The sequence below is a fragment of the Hydrogenophaga sp. FG152 genome (genome assembly GCF_057809615.1).
This window is the reverse complement of sequence record NZ_JBMDKH010000006.1, coordinates 1-17,228: the sequence shown is the minus strand read 5'-3', so window position 1 is coordinate 17,228 and position 17,228 is coordinate 1. Positions and strand designations below refer to the sequence as shown.

14 protein-coding genes and 1 pseudogene are annotated in these 17,228 nt (G+C 62.0%); 13 read left to right on the top strand and 2 right to left on the bottom strand.

The window, feature by feature from the left end; translation table 11 throughout:
* The first annotated feature begins 41 nt into the window (after positions 1-41).
* From ACODTB_RS08760 to ACODTB_RS08740, 5 genes are read left to right on the top strand one after another with little or no spacing between them, the layout of a single operon-like run.
* Complete coding sequence (locus ACODTB_RS08760; RefSeq protein WP_166226530.1) at positions 42-2,810, top strand: class I SAM-dependent DNA methyltransferase; 2,769 nt, start codon at positions 42-44, stop codon at positions 2,808-2,810.
* Positions 2,807-4,861 carry a DEAD/DEAH box helicase gene (locus ACODTB_RS08755; protein ID WP_166226532.1) on the top strand — a complete coding sequence of 685 codons (2,055 nt, stop codon included), beginning with the start codon at positions 2,807-2,809 and terminating at the stop codon, positions 4,859-4,861. Before ACODTB_RS08760 ends, ACODTB_RS08755 begins: the two co-directional genes overlap by 4 nt.
* Positions 4,854-6,065 (top strand): GIY-YIG nuclease family protein, encoded by a 1,212-nt coding sequence (locus tag ACODTB_RS08750; RefSeq protein ID WP_166226534.1) that lies wholly within the window; start codon positions 4,854-4,856, stop codon positions 6,063-6,065. Before ACODTB_RS08755 ends, ACODTB_RS08750 begins: the two co-directional genes overlap by 8 nt.
* The gene (locus ACODTB_RS08745) at positions 6,062-8,731 is read left to right on the top strand and encodes a TrlF family AAA-like ATPase (RefSeq protein WP_116356570.1); all 2,670 of its coding nucleotides are present in this window, start codon (positions 6,062-6,064) and stop codon (positions 8,729-8,731) included. The genes ACODTB_RS08750 and ACODTB_RS08745 overlap by 4 nt, the downstream gene beginning before the upstream one ends.
* Complete coding sequence (locus ACODTB_RS08740) at positions 8,713-9,888, top strand: RNA/DNA-binding domain-containing protein (protein WP_166226536.1); 1,176 nt, start codon at positions 8,713-8,715, stop codon at positions 9,886-9,888. The genes ACODTB_RS08745 and ACODTB_RS08740 overlap by 19 nt, the downstream gene beginning before the upstream one ends.
* 35 nt (positions 9,889-9,923) lie before the next feature.
* Here ACODTB_RS08740 and merR read toward each other — a convergent pair whose 3' ends face one another.
* Positions 9,924-10,358 carry a mercury resistance transcriptional regulator MerR gene (merR, locus tag ACODTB_RS08735; protein ID WP_003131969.1) on the bottom strand — a complete coding sequence of 145 codons (435 nt, stop codon included), beginning with the start codon at positions 10,356-10,358 and terminating at the stop codon, positions 9,924-9,926.
* A 71-nt stretch (positions 10,359-10,429) separates the two neighbouring features.
* Between merR and merT the strand changes: the two genes are divergently transcribed.
* The 8 genes and pseudogenes from merT to ACODTB_RS08695 form a co-directional block, all read left to right on the top strand.
* Entirely contained in the window at positions 10,430-10,780 is a 351-nt protein-coding gene (gene merT, locus ACODTB_RS08730; RefSeq protein ID WP_003131974.1) for a mercuric ion transporter MerT, read from the top strand.
* Positions 10,781-10,792: 12 nt separating this feature from the next.
* Positions 10,793-11,068: a mercury resistance system periplasmic binding protein MerP gene (gene merP, locus ACODTB_RS08725; protein WP_003131987.1), complete on the top strand. Its 276-nt coding sequence runs from the start codon at positions 10,793-10,795 to the stop codon at positions 11,066-11,068.
* A gap of 71 nt (positions 11,069-11,139) precedes the next feature.
* Positions 11,140-12,825, top strand: coding sequence for a mercury(II) reductase (gene merA / locus ACODTB_RS08720; protein ID WP_003158917.1), 1,686 nt, complete (start codon positions 11,140-11,142; stop codon positions 12,823-12,825).
* Between the two features lie 17 nt (positions 12,826-12,842).
* On the top strand, positions 12,843-13,208 hold the full coding sequence (gene merD / locus ACODTB_RS08715) for a mercury resistance co-regulator MerD (protein ID WP_000995360.1): 366 nt from the start codon (positions 12,843-12,845) through the stop codon (positions 13,206-13,208).
* Complete coding sequence (merE, locus tag ACODTB_RS08710) at positions 13,205-13,441, top strand: broad-spectrum mercury transporter MerE (protein WP_003132004.1); 237 nt, start codon at positions 13,205-13,207, stop codon at positions 13,439-13,441. The genes merD and merE overlap by 4 nt, the downstream gene beginning before the upstream one ends.
* Complete coding sequence (locus ACODTB_RS08705; protein WP_003132006.1) at positions 13,438-14,427, top strand: DUF3330 domain-containing protein; 990 nt, start codon at positions 13,438-13,440, stop codon at positions 14,425-14,427. Before merE ends, ACODTB_RS08705 begins: the two co-directional genes overlap by 4 nt.
* 130 nt (positions 14,428-14,557) lie before the next feature.
* On the top strand, positions 14,558-15,118 hold the full coding sequence (locus ACODTB_RS08700; protein WP_003124096.1) for a recombinase family protein: 561 nt from the start codon (positions 14,558-14,560) through the stop codon (positions 15,116-15,118).
* A 2-nt stretch (positions 15,119-15,120) separates the two neighbouring features.
* Positions 15,121-15,735 (top strand): annotated as a pseudogene (locus ACODTB_RS08695) (DUF4158 domain-containing protein); the annotation flags it as partial.
* Positions 15,736-15,791: 56 nt separating this feature from the next.
* Here ACODTB_RS08695 and ACODTB_RS08690 read toward each other — a convergent pair.
* Complete coding sequence (locus tag ACODTB_RS08690; protein WP_133598508.1) at positions 15,792-17,063, bottom strand: IS256 family transposase; 1,272 nt, start codon at positions 17,061-17,063, stop codon at positions 15,792-15,794.
* Positions 17,064-17,228 lie beyond the last annotated feature (165 nt).

Below are 17,228 nucleotides of genomic sequence, written 5' to 3'. Positions count from 1 at the left end.
AGCAACCAGGCGGCCTCGCCCCGAGAGGGGGCTGCACGTCCATGAACGCCGTAGAAATCGAACAAGCCATCACCGACCTCGCGGAGCAGCCGTTCGACCGTGCGGAGTTCCCCTATGCCTTTCTTGAGGCGTTCGGCAACAAAGCGACCACCATCAAGCGCCTGCGCGCGGGGGCGTCGAACAAGTCCGACCTCGGCGGTGTTCTCCAGACCAGCAATATCCACATCCTGACCTGCGACGTAGGGCGGGTGACACAGACGCTGGCCGCTCTCAAGGCCAGCCCGGCGACGGCCAAGGCCAAGGCGAAGTTCATCCTCGCCACCGACGGTGCGGACTTCGAGGCCGAAGACCTGGCCAGCGGTGAGACCGTCGCCTGTGCCTTCAAAGACTTTCCCGACCACTTCGGCTTCTTCCTGCCGCTGGCGGGCATCAGTACCGTCCGCCAGATCAGCGAAAACGCCTTCGACATTCGGGCCACCAGCCGCCTGAACCGTCTGTACGTCGAACTGCTGAAAGACAACCCTGAATGGGGCACGGCGGAGCGCCGCCACGACATGAACAAGCTCATGGCGCGGCTGATTTTCTGTTTCTTCGCCGAGGACACCGACATTTTCATCGGGAAGGGGCGTTTCACCGAAACCGTTGCGCAGATGAGCGCCAAGGACTCGTCCAACACGCACGAGGTCATCGCCACGCTGTTCCGCGCCATGAACACCAAGCGCGAGGACCGGGCTGCCGCCAAGATTCCTCGATGGGCCGAAGATTTCCCCTACGTCAACGGGGCTTTGTTCTCCGGCGGCGACGAGGTGCCGCGATTCAGCAAGATCGCCCGGTCCTACCTGCTGCACGTTGGTGGCCTGGACTGGACCAAGATCAATCCTGACATCTTCGGCTCGATGATCCAGGCCGTGGCCGAAGACGAGGAGCGCGGCGAGCTGGGGATGCACTACACCAGCGTTCCCAACATTCTGAAGGTGCTCAATCCGCTGTTCCTCGACGACCTGCGGGCGAAGCTGGAGGAGGCGGGCGACAACGCCCGCGTGTTGCTCAACCTGCGCAAGCGCATTGCCAAGATCAGGGTATTCGACCCGGCCTGCGGCTCGGGCAATTTTCTGGTCATCGCTTATAAGGAAATGCGCGCCATCGAGGCCGAGATCAATCGGCGGCGCGGCGAGCCGGATCGCGCGTCGGAGATCCCGCTCACCAACTTTCGCGGGATTGAGCTGCGTGACTTCCCGGCGGAGATTGCCCGCCTTGCGCTGGTCATCGCCGAGTATCAGTGCGACGTGCTGTACCGGGGGCAGAAGCTGGCCCTGGCCGAGTTTCTGCCCCTGCGTAACGAGAACTGGATCACCTGCGGCAACGCGCTGCGGCTCGACTGGTTGAGCGTTTGCCCGCCCACCGGGACGGACGTGAAGGTGCTGGCGGATGATCTGTTTGAGACGCCGCTCGACCAAGCGGAGATTGACTTCGAGAACGAAGGCGGCGAGACGTACATCTGCGGCAATCCGCCGTACCAAGGAAGCGTTGGTCAGACAGCGCAGCAGAAGGAAGACATGGCGCGAGTCCTCGCGCCCCTTCTAAAGACTTACAAGGATTTGGACTATGTAGCCGCGTTCGTTCTGAAAGCAGCTCAGTTCAACAATTTTACTGGGGCGGCAAGCGCATTCGTAACGACTAACTCCATCACTCAAGGAGAGCAAGTTGCAATGCTTTGGCCGCTCGTATTTAAAGAGTGCAACACGATCAACTTTGCGCACACATCGTTCTTGTGGAGCAACCTCGCTAGTAACAAAGCTGCTGTCACGTGTGTGATTCTCGGCCTGACGACCAACCCTGGCTCTGAAAGGAAACTGTTCGGCGAAGGCACTGTTAGATCATGCGCCAACATTAGTCCGTATCTTGTCGCTGCTGATACCGTGATTGTCACGAAGAGATCGAGTGCGCTTTCAGCCATCGGACATATGCAGTCGGGGAATAAGCCGACTGATGGAGGTCATCTGACACCATCTACTGAAGAGAAGGATCAAATAATTGCAGCGAGTCCAGATGCCAGACGCTTCCTAAAGCGCTACGTTGGATCGCGCGAATTGATAAACGGTGGAGCTCGCTGGTGCATATGGATCGAGGATGACGATCTTGAAGAGGTAAATCGCATCGATATTCTTCGTGACCGCCTCGAAAAGGTTCGCGAAATGCGCTTGAGTAGTAACGGAGCTCAAGCCAACGAGAACGCTGCCACGCCGCATCGCTTCGTTTTCGCCCCTCATAGTCGCCACGCTGCAATCGCAGTTCCGAATGTGTCGTCGGAACGAAGGTTGTTTCTTCCGTGCGAGATAACTGGATATGACACCGTTGTCTCCAATCTCGCGTCGGTGATTTACGATGCGCCGCTTTGGAACTTGGCACTGATTGCATCACGCCTGCATCTCGTTTGGATCGCCACCGTTTGTGGCAGGCTGAAGACCGATATTCGCTACTCCAATACCCTCGGCTGGAACACCTTCCCCGTGCCCACGCTCACCGACAAGAACAAGGTCGATCTCACGCGCTGCGCTGAGGATATCTTGCTGGCGCGGGAGCATCACTTCCCCGCGACCATCGCGGACCTGTACGACCCCGAGAACATGCCCGCTGACCTGCGTGCCGCACATGATCGCAACGACGAAGTGCTGGAGCGCATCTACATCGGTCGGCGCTTCAAGAACGACACTGAGCGGCTGGAAAAGCTGTTTGACCTTTATACCAAGATGACCGCTTCGGCTGCACCGGCCAAGGGCAAGAAACGCAAGGCGGGAGCCAACGCATGAGCGACAAGATCAAGTCCGTACCGTCCGTTTCCGTCACCTACGCCCGAAACGGCGCATCGACCAAGGCCAATGCTCTTGGGATGCGGCCCATGCAGGAGCGGGCCTACGAGAAGCGGGGCGAGCAATACCTGCTTATCAAGTCGCCGCCCGCATCGGGCAAGAGCCGTGCGCTGATGTTCGTGGCACTCGACAAGCTCAAGAACCAAGGCTTGAAGCAGGCCATCATCGTTGTGCCGGAGAGGTCCATCGGTGCCAGCTTCAACGACGAACCGCTGTCGAAGTACGGCTTCTGGGCGGACTGGCAGGTCGAACCCAAGTGGAACCTGTGCAATGCGCCAGGCAACGACAACGGCGGCAAGGTCAAGTCGCTGGGCGCATTCCTCGAAGGCGAGGACAAGGTGCTGGTCTGCACCCATGCGACCTTCCGCTTCGCTGTCGATGCCTACGGCGTCGAGGCGTTCGACGACCGATTGATCGCGGTCGATGAGTTCCACCACGTTTCGGCCAATCCGGACAACAAGCTCGGCTTGCACCTGGGGCAGTTCTTCGCGCGGGGCAAGACGCACATCGTCGCCATGACCGGCTCCTACTTCCGTGGCGACGCCGAGGCCGTGCTCGCGCCGCAGGATGAGTCGAAGTTCGATACCGTCACCTACACCTACTACGAGCAGCTCAACGGCTACGAGTACCTCAAGCAACTCGACATCGGCTACTTCTTCTACAGCGGGCCTTACGTCGACGACATCCTCAATGTCCTCGATCCCGCCGAGAAGACCATCATCCACATCCCGAATGTCAATTCGCGCGAGAGCACGAAGGACAAGATGCGGGAAGTGGAGCACATCATCGAGGCGCTGGGTGAATGGCAAGGCATCGACCCTGCGACCGGCTTCCAACGTGTCAAGCGCCCCGATGGCCGCGTGCTGCGGATCGCCGATCTCGTCGATGACGATGCCGCCAAGCGCGACCGCGTGTCCGCCGCGCTCAAAGACCCGGCGCAGAAGAACAGCCGCGACCATGTGGACATCATCATCGCGCTGGGCATGGCGAAGGAAGGCTTCGATTGGATTTGGTGCGAACATGCACTGACCGTGGGCTACCGCGCCAGCCTGACCGAGATCGTGCAGATCATCGGCCGAGCTACCCGCGACGCGCCCGGCAAGACCCGCGCGAGGTTCACCAACCTGATCGCCGAGCCGGACGCAGCCGAGGAAGCTGTCACCGAGGCCGTTAACGATACGTTAAAGGCCATCGCGGCGAGCCTGCTGATGGAGCAGGTTCTTGCTCCGCGCTTCGAGTTCAAGCCCAAGAACCCCGACAGTGGCCCGGTGCCGGGTTTTAACTACGGCGAGGGTGGCTACGACCCGGATCGCTGCAACATCGGCGTCAATGAGCAGACAGGGGCGTACCAAATCGAGATCAAGGGCATCGCCGAGCCCAAGAGCAAGGAGGCGGCGCGAATCTGTCAGGAAGACCTGAACGAAGTCATCGCGGCCTTCGTGCAGGACAAGCCCACCATTGAGCGCGGCCTGTTCGATGAGGAGTTGGTGCCCGAGGAGCTGACGCAGGTTCGCATGGGCAAGATCATCAAGGACAAGTATCCCGAGCTTGACGCCGAAGATCAGGAGGCCGTGCGCCAGCATGCCATCGCCGCCCTCAACCTGACGCAACAGGCCAAGCGGCTTGTCACCGAAGGCGAGAGCGACGGGTCGCCCAACACCGCCCTGATCGACGGCGTGCGCCGCTTCGCGATGGACGTGCGCGAGCTGGACATTGACCTCATCGACCGCATCAACCCCTTTGGCGAAGCCTACGCCATCCTCGCCAAGACCATGAGCGAGGACAGCTTGAAGCAGGTCGCGGCGGCCATCTCGGCGAAGCGCACGAGTCTGACGCCGGACGAGGCGAAGGAGATGGCTGTTCGCGCCGTTCAGTTCAAGAAGGAGCGCGGACGCATTCCTGCACTCGATTCCCAGGATGCCTGGGAGCGACGCATGGCCGAAGGCGCGGCCGCCTTTATGCGATTCAAGGCGGAGGGGCGCTATGAGTAACTCCGATCTTGACGAACTCGCTGCGGAGCTTGCCGAGTTCGCACCGCCCGAGGCGAAGGCCGGACGGCCGGCCAGTGAGGAGCGCGTCATCGCGGGCTTCGAGGAAATCCAACGCTTCACCGAGAAGCACGGGCGTGCGCCGCAGCATGGTGAGGATCGCGATATTTTCGAGCGCCTCTATGCCGTGCGCCTGGACCGCTTGCGTGCGCTCCCGGACTGCCGCGCCCTGCTGGAGCCGCTGGACCATCAGGGCTTGCTTGCCGGGGCGCCTACCGTTGCCGCTTCGGCAGATGAAGCCATCGACATCGACGACCTGGCCGCCGAGCTGGCGGGCGTAGCCGACGCAGACGACATCACGGTCCTACGCCATGTCCGCACCAGCGCCGACAAGCGCGCCGCCGAGGAGATCGCGGATCGCAAGCCTTGCGAAGACTTCGAGGCGTTCAAGCCACTGTTCGAGCGCGTAGCGACGGAAGTCAAGACCGGATTGCGCCAGTCCCAGCCCATAGAGGCGGGCCGCCGCGCGATTGAGGCCGGGGACTTTTTCGTTCTCGATGGAATCACGCTCTACGTCGCAGACGTCGGCGAACCGCTGAGAACCACCGCCGGGGAAGTGGACCGCCGCCTGCGCCTCATCTTCTCCAACGGCACCGAAAGCAATCTGCTGTTGCGCTCGCTCCAGCGCGCTTTCTACAACGACCCCGCCGCGCGGCGGCTGGCCTCGCCCGAGAGCGGACAACTCTCCTTCGGCGGCGAGCTTGAGGCCGATGATGTCGAAAGCGGCACGATCTACGTCCTGCGCTCCCTCTCCGATCATCCCTATGTCGCGCAGCACCGCGACATCATCCACAAGATGGGCGTGACCGGGGGCAGGGTGGAGACGCGCATTGCCAACGCCGAACACGACTCCACCTACCTGCTGGCGAAGGTCGAAGTGGTAGCGACCTACAAGCTCGCGGGCGTCAACCGCACCCGGATGGAGAACCTGTTCCACAGACTGTTCGCGCCCGCGCGGTTGAACATCACGATCAACGACCGCTTCGGTCATCCTGTGCAGCCTGAGGAATGGTTCCTAGTGCCACTTCATGTGATCGACGAGGCGGTTCAGCGCATTCGAGATGGATCGATCACCGAGTTTATCTATGACCCGCAGACCGCTCGACTGGTGGGCTACGCGCGGACTAACTATAAGGATGAACCATGATGGAAAGTCTGCGACCGAAGCAGTCAGAGGCTCGATCCATGGTCTTTGCAGAAGGGGCGCAGTGGGTCCGTGCTGACTTTCATCTGCATACCCGAGCGGACCGAGAATTCAAGTTCACGGGCGATGACAACTTCTACAACAGCAACTATGTGGATGCGTTGGAGAAAGCGGACATCCGATTGGGCGTCATTACCAACCACAACAAGTTCGACTTCGAAGAATTCAAAGCACTGCGCAAGACGGCCCAGAAGAAGGGTATTGCGCTGCTGCCAGGCGTTGAGTTGTCGGTCAATGACGGGGCTAATGGCATCCACACGCTTGTTGTGTTCTCCGACGAATGGATCGATGAACACAATTACATCAACCCCTTTCTGACCAGCGCATTCGAAGGTAAAACGCCCGCGCAGTACGAGCAGGAGAACGGGCGCACTTCATGGTCGCTTCTGGAGACCATCAAGAAGCTGGAAGGCTATCACCGGGACTTCTTCCTTGTCTTCGCCCATGTCGAAGCCCCGAGTGGCCTGTGGGCGGAGCTGGATGGCGGCCGGCTTACTGAGTTGGGGCAAAACGAGTTCTTCCGACGCAGAACGCTGGCTTTTCAGAAGGTACGCACGCACGACGGCGCAGGCAAAGACAAACCCTGCCGCACCAAGATTCAAAGCTGGCTACAGAGCTGGTACCCCGCCGAACTGGAAGGCAGCGACCCTAAGAGTGTCGATGAAATCGGTCGAGGCAAAGCCAGCTACCTGAAGCTGGGCGAACTGTCCTTCGAGGCGGTCAAGTTTGCCTTGAGCGATCCCGCTGGGCGGGTAGCCATGGAGCCGCCCAAACATCAAGCGTCGCACATCCGCAGCATCCGCTTCGACGGCGGCATCCTCGATGGGCAAGTGCTGCATTTCTCTTCCGAACTCAACACGTTGATCGGCATCCGGGGCAGCGGCAAATCGTCCATCCTGGAGGCAGTACGCTACGCCCTCGACATTCCACGCGGCGAGAAGGCGCAGGACACCAAGTACAAGGATGAGTTGATCCGCCATACCCTTGGCAGCGGCGGCAAGGTGACGCTGACAGCATGTGACGTGTACGGACAGGAGTTCACCATCTCCCGCATCTTCCGCGAAGCCCCGAATGTCTATTTGGGCGGCAAGTTGCAACCCGGCGTGTCGATCCGGGAAACCGTACTGCGCCGTCCGATCTACTTCGGCCAGAAGGACCTTTCCAGCACCGGCGAAGGCTTCGAGACCGATCTGGTGGAAAAGCTGGTTGGCGAGAAGCTGCGTGTGCTGCGTGACGAAATAGAGGTTCAACGCCAGCGCGTGCGTGACGCTGCTCAGCGCTGGCTCAAGCTCAGCAACACGGCCGAACTCAAGCGCGACTTCGAGACCCAACTAAATGATGCCAACTTCCGTCTGACCAAGTTCGCGGAGCACGGTGTCGCCGATAAGCTCCAAAAGCGACTTGGCTTCCAGCAGGACGCCACAGCGCTCGCGCGCATGATGGAGCGGGCAGACAGCTTCATCCTCGCTCTAGGAAGTCTGATTGCCGAGCATGAGGACGAGCTGCGGAACGCAACGAGCTACGTTTCCAAGCAGAACCCGGATTTCTTCACGGCCTACTACGCTGAGTTCTCCAGCCTCGTTGCCAAGGTCGATCAGCTCAAGCAGATCGAGCGAGAAGCGAACGTCATTGCAGCTCGCCTCAAGACCAAACAGGGCGAATTTGAAGGCGCAAGCAGGAGCCTTCAGGAGGAGTTCGCACAAGTCGAGCGCCAACTGGCTCAGGAGCTCAAGCAAACCGGCATGACTGCCATCCAGCCGGACGACTTCCTGGCCCAGCAGCAGCGCAAAACCAAGGCGGAGCAAATGCTGGAGGCGCTGGCCAAGCAGGAATCACAGCAGACCAGCATCCGCGACGCGCTGTTTGCCGAGATCGACAAACTCAATGAACTATGGCTGCGCGAGTTCAATACCATCAAGGTAGAGCTGGACCGCGTGAACGCTGGCCACACCGCCCTGCAGATCGAAGCGGACTTCAAGGGCGACAAGGAAGCCGCCATCAGCTTCATGCAGCAGCTCTTCAAGGGCAGCAACATTCGCGAAACCACGCTGCGCGCAGTGATGGAGGACTATGCCGATTTTGGCGGCCTCCTACGTGCCTTGCCGGGAGCCTTGGCGAAGGCCGGCAGCACCCCCGAGGTCTTCGAAAAGACCTTCATGCAGAACCTGACCGATTTCGTCACCTGGCAGGTGCCCAACCGCTTCGTCATCCGCTATCGCGGCAAAGAGTTGAAGCACCACTCTCTCGGGCAGCGCGCTTCGGCGCTGTTGCTGTACGTGCTCAGTCAACGCCAGAACGACGTGATCATCATCGACCAACCGGAAGACGATCTGGACAACCAGACCATTTACGACGATGTGATCAAGCTGCTACGGGAAATGAAGCCTCACGCCCAATTCATCTTCGCCACCCACAACGCCAACTTCCCGGTGCTGGGTGACGCGGAACAGGTGCACGCCTGCCAATACCAGGACGAGAAGGTCGCCACGCGAAGCGGCAGCATCGACGCCCGCCCGGTGCAGGACGCCATCATCAACATCATGGAAGGAGGCCAGGAAGCCTTCAACCGTCGCAAAGAGGTCTACAACCTATGGAAACCACAGAGCTGATCGACCTGCTCAGCCGGGGCGAGGACAGTCGGCAGCAGTTCAAGACGGACATCAACAATGCCGACGCCTTGGCAGCAGAGATCGTTGCCTTCAGCAACACCGCTGGTGGTCGCATCTTCATTGGGGTGAACGACGACGGTTCGGTGCGCGGTCTATCCGGCGCCGACGTTGCTCGTCTCAACATGCTCATCGCCAACGTGGCCTCGCAGGTCGTGCGTCCCGCCGTGAACCCGCTCACGGAAAACGTGCCTCACCCGGCAGGCACGGTGCTGGTGCTCTCTATCGCTGAGGGCGTCAACAAGCCCTACATGGACAAGAACGGCGCGATTTGGGTGAAGAACGGCTCGGACAAGCGCCGCGCCACCTCGCGCGAGGAATTGCAGCGCCTGTTCCAGCAGGCGGGTTTGGTGCACGCCGACGAAACGCCCGTAGCGGGCTTGAGCGCGGGCGATGTGGACATGCCCTATTTCGAAACCTTCTTCGAGCAGCAATTCGGTGAGCCGCTCGCCCAGCATAACCAGCCGCTGCCGCAGTTGCTGACCAACATGAACCTGATGAACCAGGGGCAGCTCAACGTGGCGGGCGGTCTGCTGTTCGCCAAATCACCGCACTACGCGCTACCCGCCTTCGTCGTCAAGGCCGTCGCCTTTGTCGGCACCCAGATTGAGGACGAACGCTACATCGACAGCCGCGACATCGTCGGCAAGCTGGCCGACGTGTTCCAGCAGACGTTGGGCTTTATCGTCGCTAACACCCGCGCCGCGCAGGGCGAGCAGGGCTTCAACTCCCAGGGGCAGCCTGAGATTCCCCGCATCGTCTGGGAAGAACTGGTCGCCAACGCCCTCATTCACCGCGACTACTTCGTCAGCGCGCCGATCCGCGTACTGGTCTTCGCGGATCGTGTCGAGATCATCAGCCCTGGCCACCTGCCCAACAACCTGACTATCGAGAACATCAAGGCCGGCAACTCCAATATGCGCAACCCCATCCTGGCGTCCTTTGCCGCCAAGCTCCTGCCTTATCGCGGATTGGGTAGCGGCCTGCTGCGCTCACTGAGGGCATGGCCGCAGATCGAACTCATCGATGATCGGTCCGCCAATCTGTTCAAGGCTATCGTGGCGCGTCCCAGCTTGCTGGAGCCGGCCGGAAGTTCTTGACTGGGGTCGTCTCAGAAAACGGAAAATAAAGCACGCTAAGGCATAGCCGAACCTGCCAAGCTTGCTCCACCCTGTAGTGACGCGATCAGCGGGCAGGAAACGTTCCCCCTTCGCGCATGGCAGGCGCACACCAACTCAGACAGCACGGCCTCCATGCGCGCCAGGTCAGCCATTTTCTCGCGCACGTCCTTGAGCTTGTGCTCGGCCAGACTGCTGGCTTCCTCGCAATGGGTGCCATCCTCCAGCCGCAGCAGCTCGGCGATCTCATCCAGGCTGAAGCCCAGCCGCTGGGCTGATTTCACGAAGCGCACCCGCGTTACATCCGCCTCGCCATAGCGGCGGATGCTGCCATAGGGCTTGTCAGGCTCCAGCAACAAGCCCTTGCGCTGATAGAAACGGATGGTCTCCACATTGACCCCGGCCGCCTTGGCGAAAACGCCAATGGTCAGGTTCTCCAAATTGTTTTCCATATCGCTTGACTCCGTACATGAGTACGGAAGTAAGGTTACGCTATCCAATTTCAATTCGAAAGGACAAGCGCATGTCTGAACCAAAAACCGGGCGCGGCGCGCTCTTCACTGGAGGGCTTGCCGCCATCCTCGCCTCGGCTTGCTGCCTCGGGCCGTTGGTTCTGATCGCCTTGGGGTTCAGCGGCGCTTGGATCGGCAACTTGGCGGTGTTGGAACCCTATCGCCCCATCTTTATCGGCGTGGCGCTGGTGGCGTTGTTCTTCGCCTGGCGGCGCATCTACCGGCAGGCAGCGGCCTGCAAACCGGGTGAGGTCTGCGCGATTCCCCAAGTGCGAGCTACTTACAAGCTCATTTTCTGGATCGTGGCCGCGCTGGTTCTGGTCGCGCTCGGATTTCCCTACGTCATGCCATTTTTCTACTGATCGGAGTTCACCATGAAGAAACTGTTTGCCTCCCTCGCCCTCGCCGCCGTTGTTGCCCCCGTCTGGGCCGCCACCCAGACCGTCACGCTGTCCGTACCGGGCATGACCTGCTCCGCCTGCCCGATCACTGTCAAGAAGGCGATTTCCAAGGTCGAAGGCGTCAGCAAAGTTGACGTGACTTTCGAGACACGCCAAGCGGTCGTCACCTTCGACGATGCCAAGACCAGCGTGCAGAAGCTGACCAAGGCAACCGCAGACGCGGGCTATCCGTCCAGCGTCAAGCAGTGAGTCACTGAAAACGGCACCGCAGCACAACGGACGTCATTGTCTGGCGCCACAAACGATAAAGGATCTGTTGCATGACCCATCTAAAAATCACCGGCATGACTTGCGACTCGTGCGCGGCGCACGTCAAGGAAGCGCTGGAAAAAGTGCCAGGCGTGCAGTCGGCGCTGGTGTCCTATCCGAAGGGCACAGCGCAACTCGCCATCGTGCCGGGCACATCGCCGGACGCGCTGACTGCCGCCGTGGCCGGACTGGGCTACAAGGCAACGCTAGCCGATGCGCCACTGGCGGACAACCGCGTCGGACTGCTCGACAAGGTGCGGGGATGGATGGCCGCCGCCGAAAAGCACAGTGGCAACGAGCCCCCGGTGCAGGTAGCGGTCATTGGCAGCGGTGGAGCCGCGATGGCGGCGGCGCTGAAAGCCGTCGAGCAAGGCGCGCAGGTCACGCTGATCGAGCGCGGCACCATCGGCGGCACCTGCGTCAATGTCGGCTGTGTGCCGTCCAAGATCATGATCCGCGCCGCCCACATCGCCCATCTGCGCCGGGAAAGCCCGTTCGATGGCGGTATTGCGGCAACTGTGCCTACGATTGACCGCAGTAAGCTGCTGGCCCAGCAGCAGGCCCGCGTCGACGAACTGCGGCACGCCAAGTACGAAGGCATCCTGGGCGGTAATCCGGCCATCACCGTTGTGCACGGTGAGGCGCGCTTCAAGGACGACCAGAGCCTTACCGTCCGTTTGAACGAGGGTGGCGAGCGCGTCGTGATGTTCGACCGCTGCCTGGTCGCCACGGGTGCCAGCCCGGCGGTCCCGCCGATTCCGGGCTTGAAAGAGTCACCCTACTGGACTTCCACCGAGGCCCTGGCGAGCGACACCATTCCCGAACGCCTTGCCGTAATCGGCTCGTCGGTGGTGGCGCTGGAGCTGGCGCAAGCCTTTGCCCGGCTGGGCAGCAAGGTCACGGTCCTGGCGCGCAATACCTTGTTCTTCCGTGAAGACCCGGCCATCGGCGAGGCGGTGACAGCCGCTTTCCGTGCCGAGGGCATCGAGGTGCTGGAGCACACGCAAGCCAGCCAGGTCGCCCATATGGACGGTGAATTCGTGCTGACCACCACGCACGGTGAATTGCGCGCCGACAAACTGCTGGTTGCCACCGGTCGGACACCGAACACGCGCAGCCTCGCGCTGGACGCAGCGGGGGTCACTGTCAATGCGCAAGGTGCCATCGCCATCGACCAAGGCATGCGCACGAGCAACCCGAACATCTACGCGGCCGGCGACTGCACCGACCAGCCGCAGTTCGTCTATGTGGCGGCAGCGGCCGGCACCCGTGCCGCGATCAACATGACCGGCGGCGATGCGGCGCTCGACCTGACCGCAATGCCGGCCGTGGTGTTCACCGATCCGCAAGTGGCGACCGTGGGCTACAGCGAGGCGGAAGCCCACCACGACGGGATCGAGACCGACAGCCGCACCTTGACCTTGGACAACGTGCCGCGTGCGCTCGCCAACTTCGACACACGCGGCTTCATCAAGTTGGTTATCGAGGAAGGCAGCCATCGGCTGATCGGCGTACAGGCGGTCGCGCCGGAAGCGGGTGAACTGATCCAGACGGCGGCTCTGGCCATTCGCAACCGCATGACGGTGCAGGAACTGGCCGACCAGTTGTTCCCCTACCTGACGATGGTCGAGGGGTTGAAGCTCGCGGCGCAGACCTTCAACAAGGATGTGAAGCAGCTTTCCTGCTGCGCCGGGTGAGAAAAAGGAGGTGTTCAATGAACGCCTACACGGTGTCCCGGCTGGCTCTTGATGCCGGGGTGAGCGTGCATATCGTGCGCGACTACCTGCTGCGCGGATTGCTGCGCCCGGTGGCGTGCACACCAGGCGGCTACGGCTTGTTCGATGACGCCGCCTTGCAACGGCTGTGCTTCGTGCGGGCGGCCTTCGAGGCGGGCATCGGCCTCGACGCGCTGGCGCGGCTGTGCCGGGCGCTGGATGCGGCGGACGGCGACGAAGCGGCCGCGCAGCTTGCCCTGCTGCGTCAGTTCGTCGAGCGTCGGCGCGAAGCGTTGGCCGATCTGGAAGTGCAGTTGGCCACCCTGCCGACCGAGCCGGCACAGCACGCGGAGAGTCTGCCATGAACAACCCCGAGCGCTTGCCGTCCGAGACGCACAAACCGATCACCGGCTACCTGTGGGGCGGACTGGCTGTGCTGACTTGCCCCTGCCACCTGCCCATCCTCGCTGTCGTGCTGGCCGGCACAACCGCCGGTGCTTTCCTCGGCGAGCATTGGGTCATCGCGGCGCTCGGTTTGACCGGCCTGTTCCTTCTGTCCCTGTCGCGGGCGTTGCGGGCATTCAGGGAAAGAGAATGAGCGCTTTCCGGCCGGATGGATGGACGACGCCGGAACTGGCCCAAGCGGTCGAGCGCGGGCAGCTTGAACTGCACTACCAGCCCGTCGTCGATCTGCGCAGTGGTGGGATTGTCGGCGCGGAAGCCCTGTTGCGCTGGCGTCATCCGACGCTTGGACTATTGCCACCGGGCCAGTTCCTGCCCGTGGTCGAATCGTCCGGCCTGATGCCTGAAATCGGCGCTTGGGTGCTGGGCGAAGCCTGCCGCCAGATGCGTGACTGGCGAATGCTGGCATGGCGACCGTTCCGGCTGGCCGTCAATGTTTCGGCGAGCCAAGTGGGACCGGACTTCGACGGGTGGGTAAAGGGCGTGCTGGCTGATGCCGAGTTGCCCGCCGAGTATCTCGAAATCGAGCTGACCGAATCGGTCGCGTTTGGTGATCCGGCGATCTTCCCCGCCCTGGACGCCTTGCGGCAGATCGGTGTGCGCTTCGCCGCCGATGACTTCGGGACGGGGTATTCCTGTCTGCAACATCTGAAGTGCTGCCCAATCAGCACGCTCAAGATCGACCAATCGTTTGTCGCCGGGCTCGCCAACGACCGCCGCGACCAAACCATCGTGCACACCGTGATTCAGCTTGCGCACGGGCTGGGCATGGATGTGGTGGCTGAAGGCGTGGAAACATCGGCGAGTCTTGATCTATTGCGACAAGCGGACTGCGACACAGGACAAGGCTTCCTGTTCGCGAAGCCAATGCCGGCGGCGGCATTCGCCGTCTTCGTCAGTCAATGGAGGGGTGCCACCATGAATGCAAGTGACTCGACCACCACCAGTTGCTGCGTGTGCTGCAAGGAAATCCCGCTCGATGCCGCCTTCACCCCGGAAGGCGCGGAATACGTCGAGCACTTCTGCGGGTTGGAGTGTTATCAACGCTTCGAAGCGCGTGCCAAGACAGGGAACGAAACCGATGCCGATCCGAACGCCTGCGACTCGCTACCGTCAGATTGAGGCATACCCTAACTTGGCGTCAGACCATCCGGCGCTAAATCGTCAGAATAGAGTTGCCTTCCGAATTGATTGACATGCGCCGTCAAGGGTCATAGATTTCTTCCTGACACATTTCCCTCAGGAGGATACCTTGCACGGTCAGCGCATCGGTTACGTCCGCGTCAGCAGCTTCGACCAGAACCCAGAACGGCAGCTCGAACAGATCCAGGTGGATAAAGTGTTCACCGACAAGGCGTCGGGCAAGGACACACGGCGGCCCGAACTGGAACGGCTGCTCGCCTTCGTGCGCGAAGGCGACACGGTCGTGGTGCACAGCATGGATCGTCTGGCGCGCAACCTCGACGACCTGCGCCGCCTGGTGCAGGGCCTCACCCAGCGCGGCGTACGCATCGAGTTCCTTAAGGAGCATTTGACCTTCACCGGCGAGGACTCGCCGATGGCGAACCTGATGCTGTCGGTAATGGGCGCGTTCGCCGAGTTCGAACGCGCCTTGATCCGCGAGCGGCAGCGCGAGGGCATCGCGCTCGCCAAGCAGCGCGGGGCCTACCGTGGCAGGAAGAAATCCCTGTCGTCTGAGCGTATTGCCGAACTGCGCCAACGTGTCGAGGCTGGCGAGCAAAAGACCAAGCTGGCTCGTGAATTCGGAATCAGTCGCGAAACCCTGTATCAATACTTGAGAACGGATCAGTAAATATGCCACGTCGTTCAATCCTGTCCGCCGCCGAGCGCGAAAGCCTGCTGGCGTTGCCGGACACCAAGGATGAGTTGATCCGTCACTACACGTTCAGCGAAACCGACCTCTCCATCATCCGGCAGCGGCGCGGCCCGGCCAACCGGCTGGGCTTCGCCGTGCAGCTCTGTTACCTGCGCTTTCCTGGTGTCATCCTGGGCGTCGATGAGCCGCCGTTTCCGCCCTTGTTGAAACTGGTCGCCGACCAGCTCAAGGTCAGCGTCGAAAGCTGGGACGAATACGGGCAGCGGGAGCAGACCCGGCGCGAGCACCTGGTCGAACTGCAAACGGTGTTCGGCTTCCAGCCCTTTACCATGGGCCACTACCGGCAGGCCGTCCAGTTGCTGACCGAGATGGCCTTGCAGACCGACAAGGGCATCGTGCTGGCCAGCACCTTGATCGAGCACCTGCGGCAGCAGTCGGTCATTCTGCCTGCCCTCAACGCCGTCGAGCGGGCGAGCGCCGAAGCAATCACCCGCGCCAACCGGCGCATCTACGATGCCTTGGCCGAACCGCTGTCGGACGCGCATCGCCGCCGCCTCGACGATCTGCTCAAGCGTCGGGACAACGGCAAAACGGGCGATGTCCCGTTCGCTGTTGAACGAGACCGTGTGACGGCTCCTCATTCGTGATGCTACGCGGCTTTGAGTTCGGCGGGCTGCGTGGCGGCGATGCGCTTGTCCAACGCGGCGATCAAGTGCTTCATGTCGCGGTGCCCGCGCAGCTTGCGGAAGCGATCCTTGGCGTCGCTGAGTGCGCTGGCGACCCAGCGCAACGTCATCTGTCCGTCCCGCCATCGCTTGACGTTGCGCGTGTAGTGCGCGATCGAGCCGTTGAGGTTCTCGATCGGGTTGGTGGTGCGCAGCGTGCGGTACAGCGCGCCCGTGATGCCCAGAGCCTGCACGGTGAGCGTCTCCTCGAGTCCCTCGCGCAGACTGGCCGCAGCGCCGGGATGCTTGGACTGCAGCGACGTAGCCAGGCGCTGCAGCTGCTTCTTGACCAGCTCGGCGTTGGCGCTGTCCCAGGCGTCGCGCATCGCGCGGCCCACGCTGGCGTGCAGCTCTTCGGGCAGGTGCTCGATGACGTTGCGCCGCTTGTGCTCCTGGCAGCGCTGGATCAGCGCCGTGGCCCCGAAGGTCTCGACGATCGCCTTGCGCAGCGCCTTGCCACCATCGATCACCCACAGCCGTGCGCGGTCGGCATCGAGACCGCGCTCGATCAGATCGCTCAGCAGCGAGCGCACGACCCGCGTGCTCTCGGTGGAGCCTTCGCGCAGCCCCAGCACGTGCTTGTTCCCCTGGGCATCAATGCCCAGCGCCAGCAGGATGACGCGGTCTCGGAAGTGGATGCCGTCGACCATCACGACCGGCAGGTCCAGCTTGCCCAGCGAGCGCGACAGCCACTGCAGCAGTTGCTCTTCGCTCAGCGCCACGAAGCGCCGCGAGGTCGCGCTCTTGGACACCGACAGCGCTTGCTCGGGCGGCGGCAATTCCTCCAGCGTGCTGGCGTAGCGGCGCATGGACACGCCCGCAGCAATGGCGGCCATCGTCGCGGTGTCCAGCGGGTCGGTGCCGGCGGCCCAGGCGAAGCTGGGCAGCTCCAGCTCGCCCGCATCGACGCCGCGTGCACGTGGCCGCTTGATGCCGATGCGCTGCCCGCCGAGAACAACGGCGCTGCGCGTGCTGCCGCCACGTACCGCGCGGCGATCGGCATCGGGCACGCCCTTGGGGCCGCACAGTGCGATCCTGTCGGCCTCCATCATGGCTGCCAGCACCTGCTTGCCGGCGTTGATGCACAGCCCATAGAACGCGTGCTTCACGTCCTGCAGCACGCCCTGGATCGGCAACGTCAGCTGCACCTGCGCAGCCGGAACAACCCGCAGCGCGGGCTTCGTGCGAGACTTCATGTCGGTGGCTCCTTTGGTTGCTTGCTAGGCAACCCGCATGGTCACATGCGGGTCAAAGGAGCCGCCACCTTATAATAGCTCACCCGTTCAACAATCCGCGGGACATCGCCCGCAACTCAGCATCTGGCACCGCACCTTGCGCGCTCAAGGCAACAAGTTCGCCGA

Bases quoted from the DNA above. Each gene is read 5' to 3' on its own strand.
- ACODTB_RS08760 (WP_166226530.1), top strand. From the start codon at position 42: ATGAACGCCGTAGAAATCGAACAAGCCATCACCGACCTCGCGGAGCAG.
- ACODTB_RS08755 (WP_166226532.1), top strand. From the start codon at position 2,807: ATGAGCGACAAGATCAAGTCCGTACCGTCCGTTTCCGTCACCTACGCC.
- ACODTB_RS08750 (WP_166226534.1), top strand. From the start codon at position 4,854: ATGAGTAACTCCGATCTTGACGAACTCGCTGCGGAGCTTGCCGAGTTC.
- ACODTB_RS08745 (WP_116356570.1), top strand. From the start codon at position 6,062: ATGATGGAAAGTCTGCGACCGAAGCAGTCAGAGGCTCGATCCATGGTC.
- ACODTB_RS08740 (WP_166226536.1), top strand. From the start codon at position 8,713: ATGGAAACCACAGAGCTGATCGACCTGCTCAGCCGGGGCGAGGACAGT.
- merR (WP_003131969.1), bottom strand. From the start codon at position 10,358: ATGGAAAACAATTTGGAGAACCTGACCATTGGCGTTTTCGCCAAGGCG.
- merT (WP_003131974.1), top strand. From the start codon at position 10,430: ATGTCTGAACCAAAAACCGGGCGCGGCGCGCTCTTCACTGGAGGGCTT.
- merP (WP_003131987.1), top strand. From the start codon at position 10,793: ATGAAGAAACTGTTTGCCTCCCTCGCCCTCGCCGCCGTTGTTGCCCCC.
- merA (WP_003158917.1), top strand. From the start codon at position 11,140: ATGACCCATCTAAAAATCACCGGCATGACTTGCGACTCGTGCGCGGCG.
- merD (WP_000995360.1), top strand. From the start codon at position 12,843: ATGAACGCCTACACGGTGTCCCGGCTGGCTCTTGATGCCGGGGTGAGC.
- merE (WP_003132004.1), top strand. From the start codon at position 13,205: ATGAACAACCCCGAGCGCTTGCCGTCCGAGACGCACAAACCGATCACC.
- ACODTB_RS08705 (WP_003132006.1), top strand. From the start codon at position 13,438: ATGAGCGCTTTCCGGCCGGATGGATGGACGACGCCGGAACTGGCCCAA.
- ACODTB_RS08690 (WP_133598508.1), bottom strand. From the start codon at position 17,063: ATGAAGTCTCGCACGAAGCCCGCGCTGCGGGTTGTTCCGGCTGCGCAG.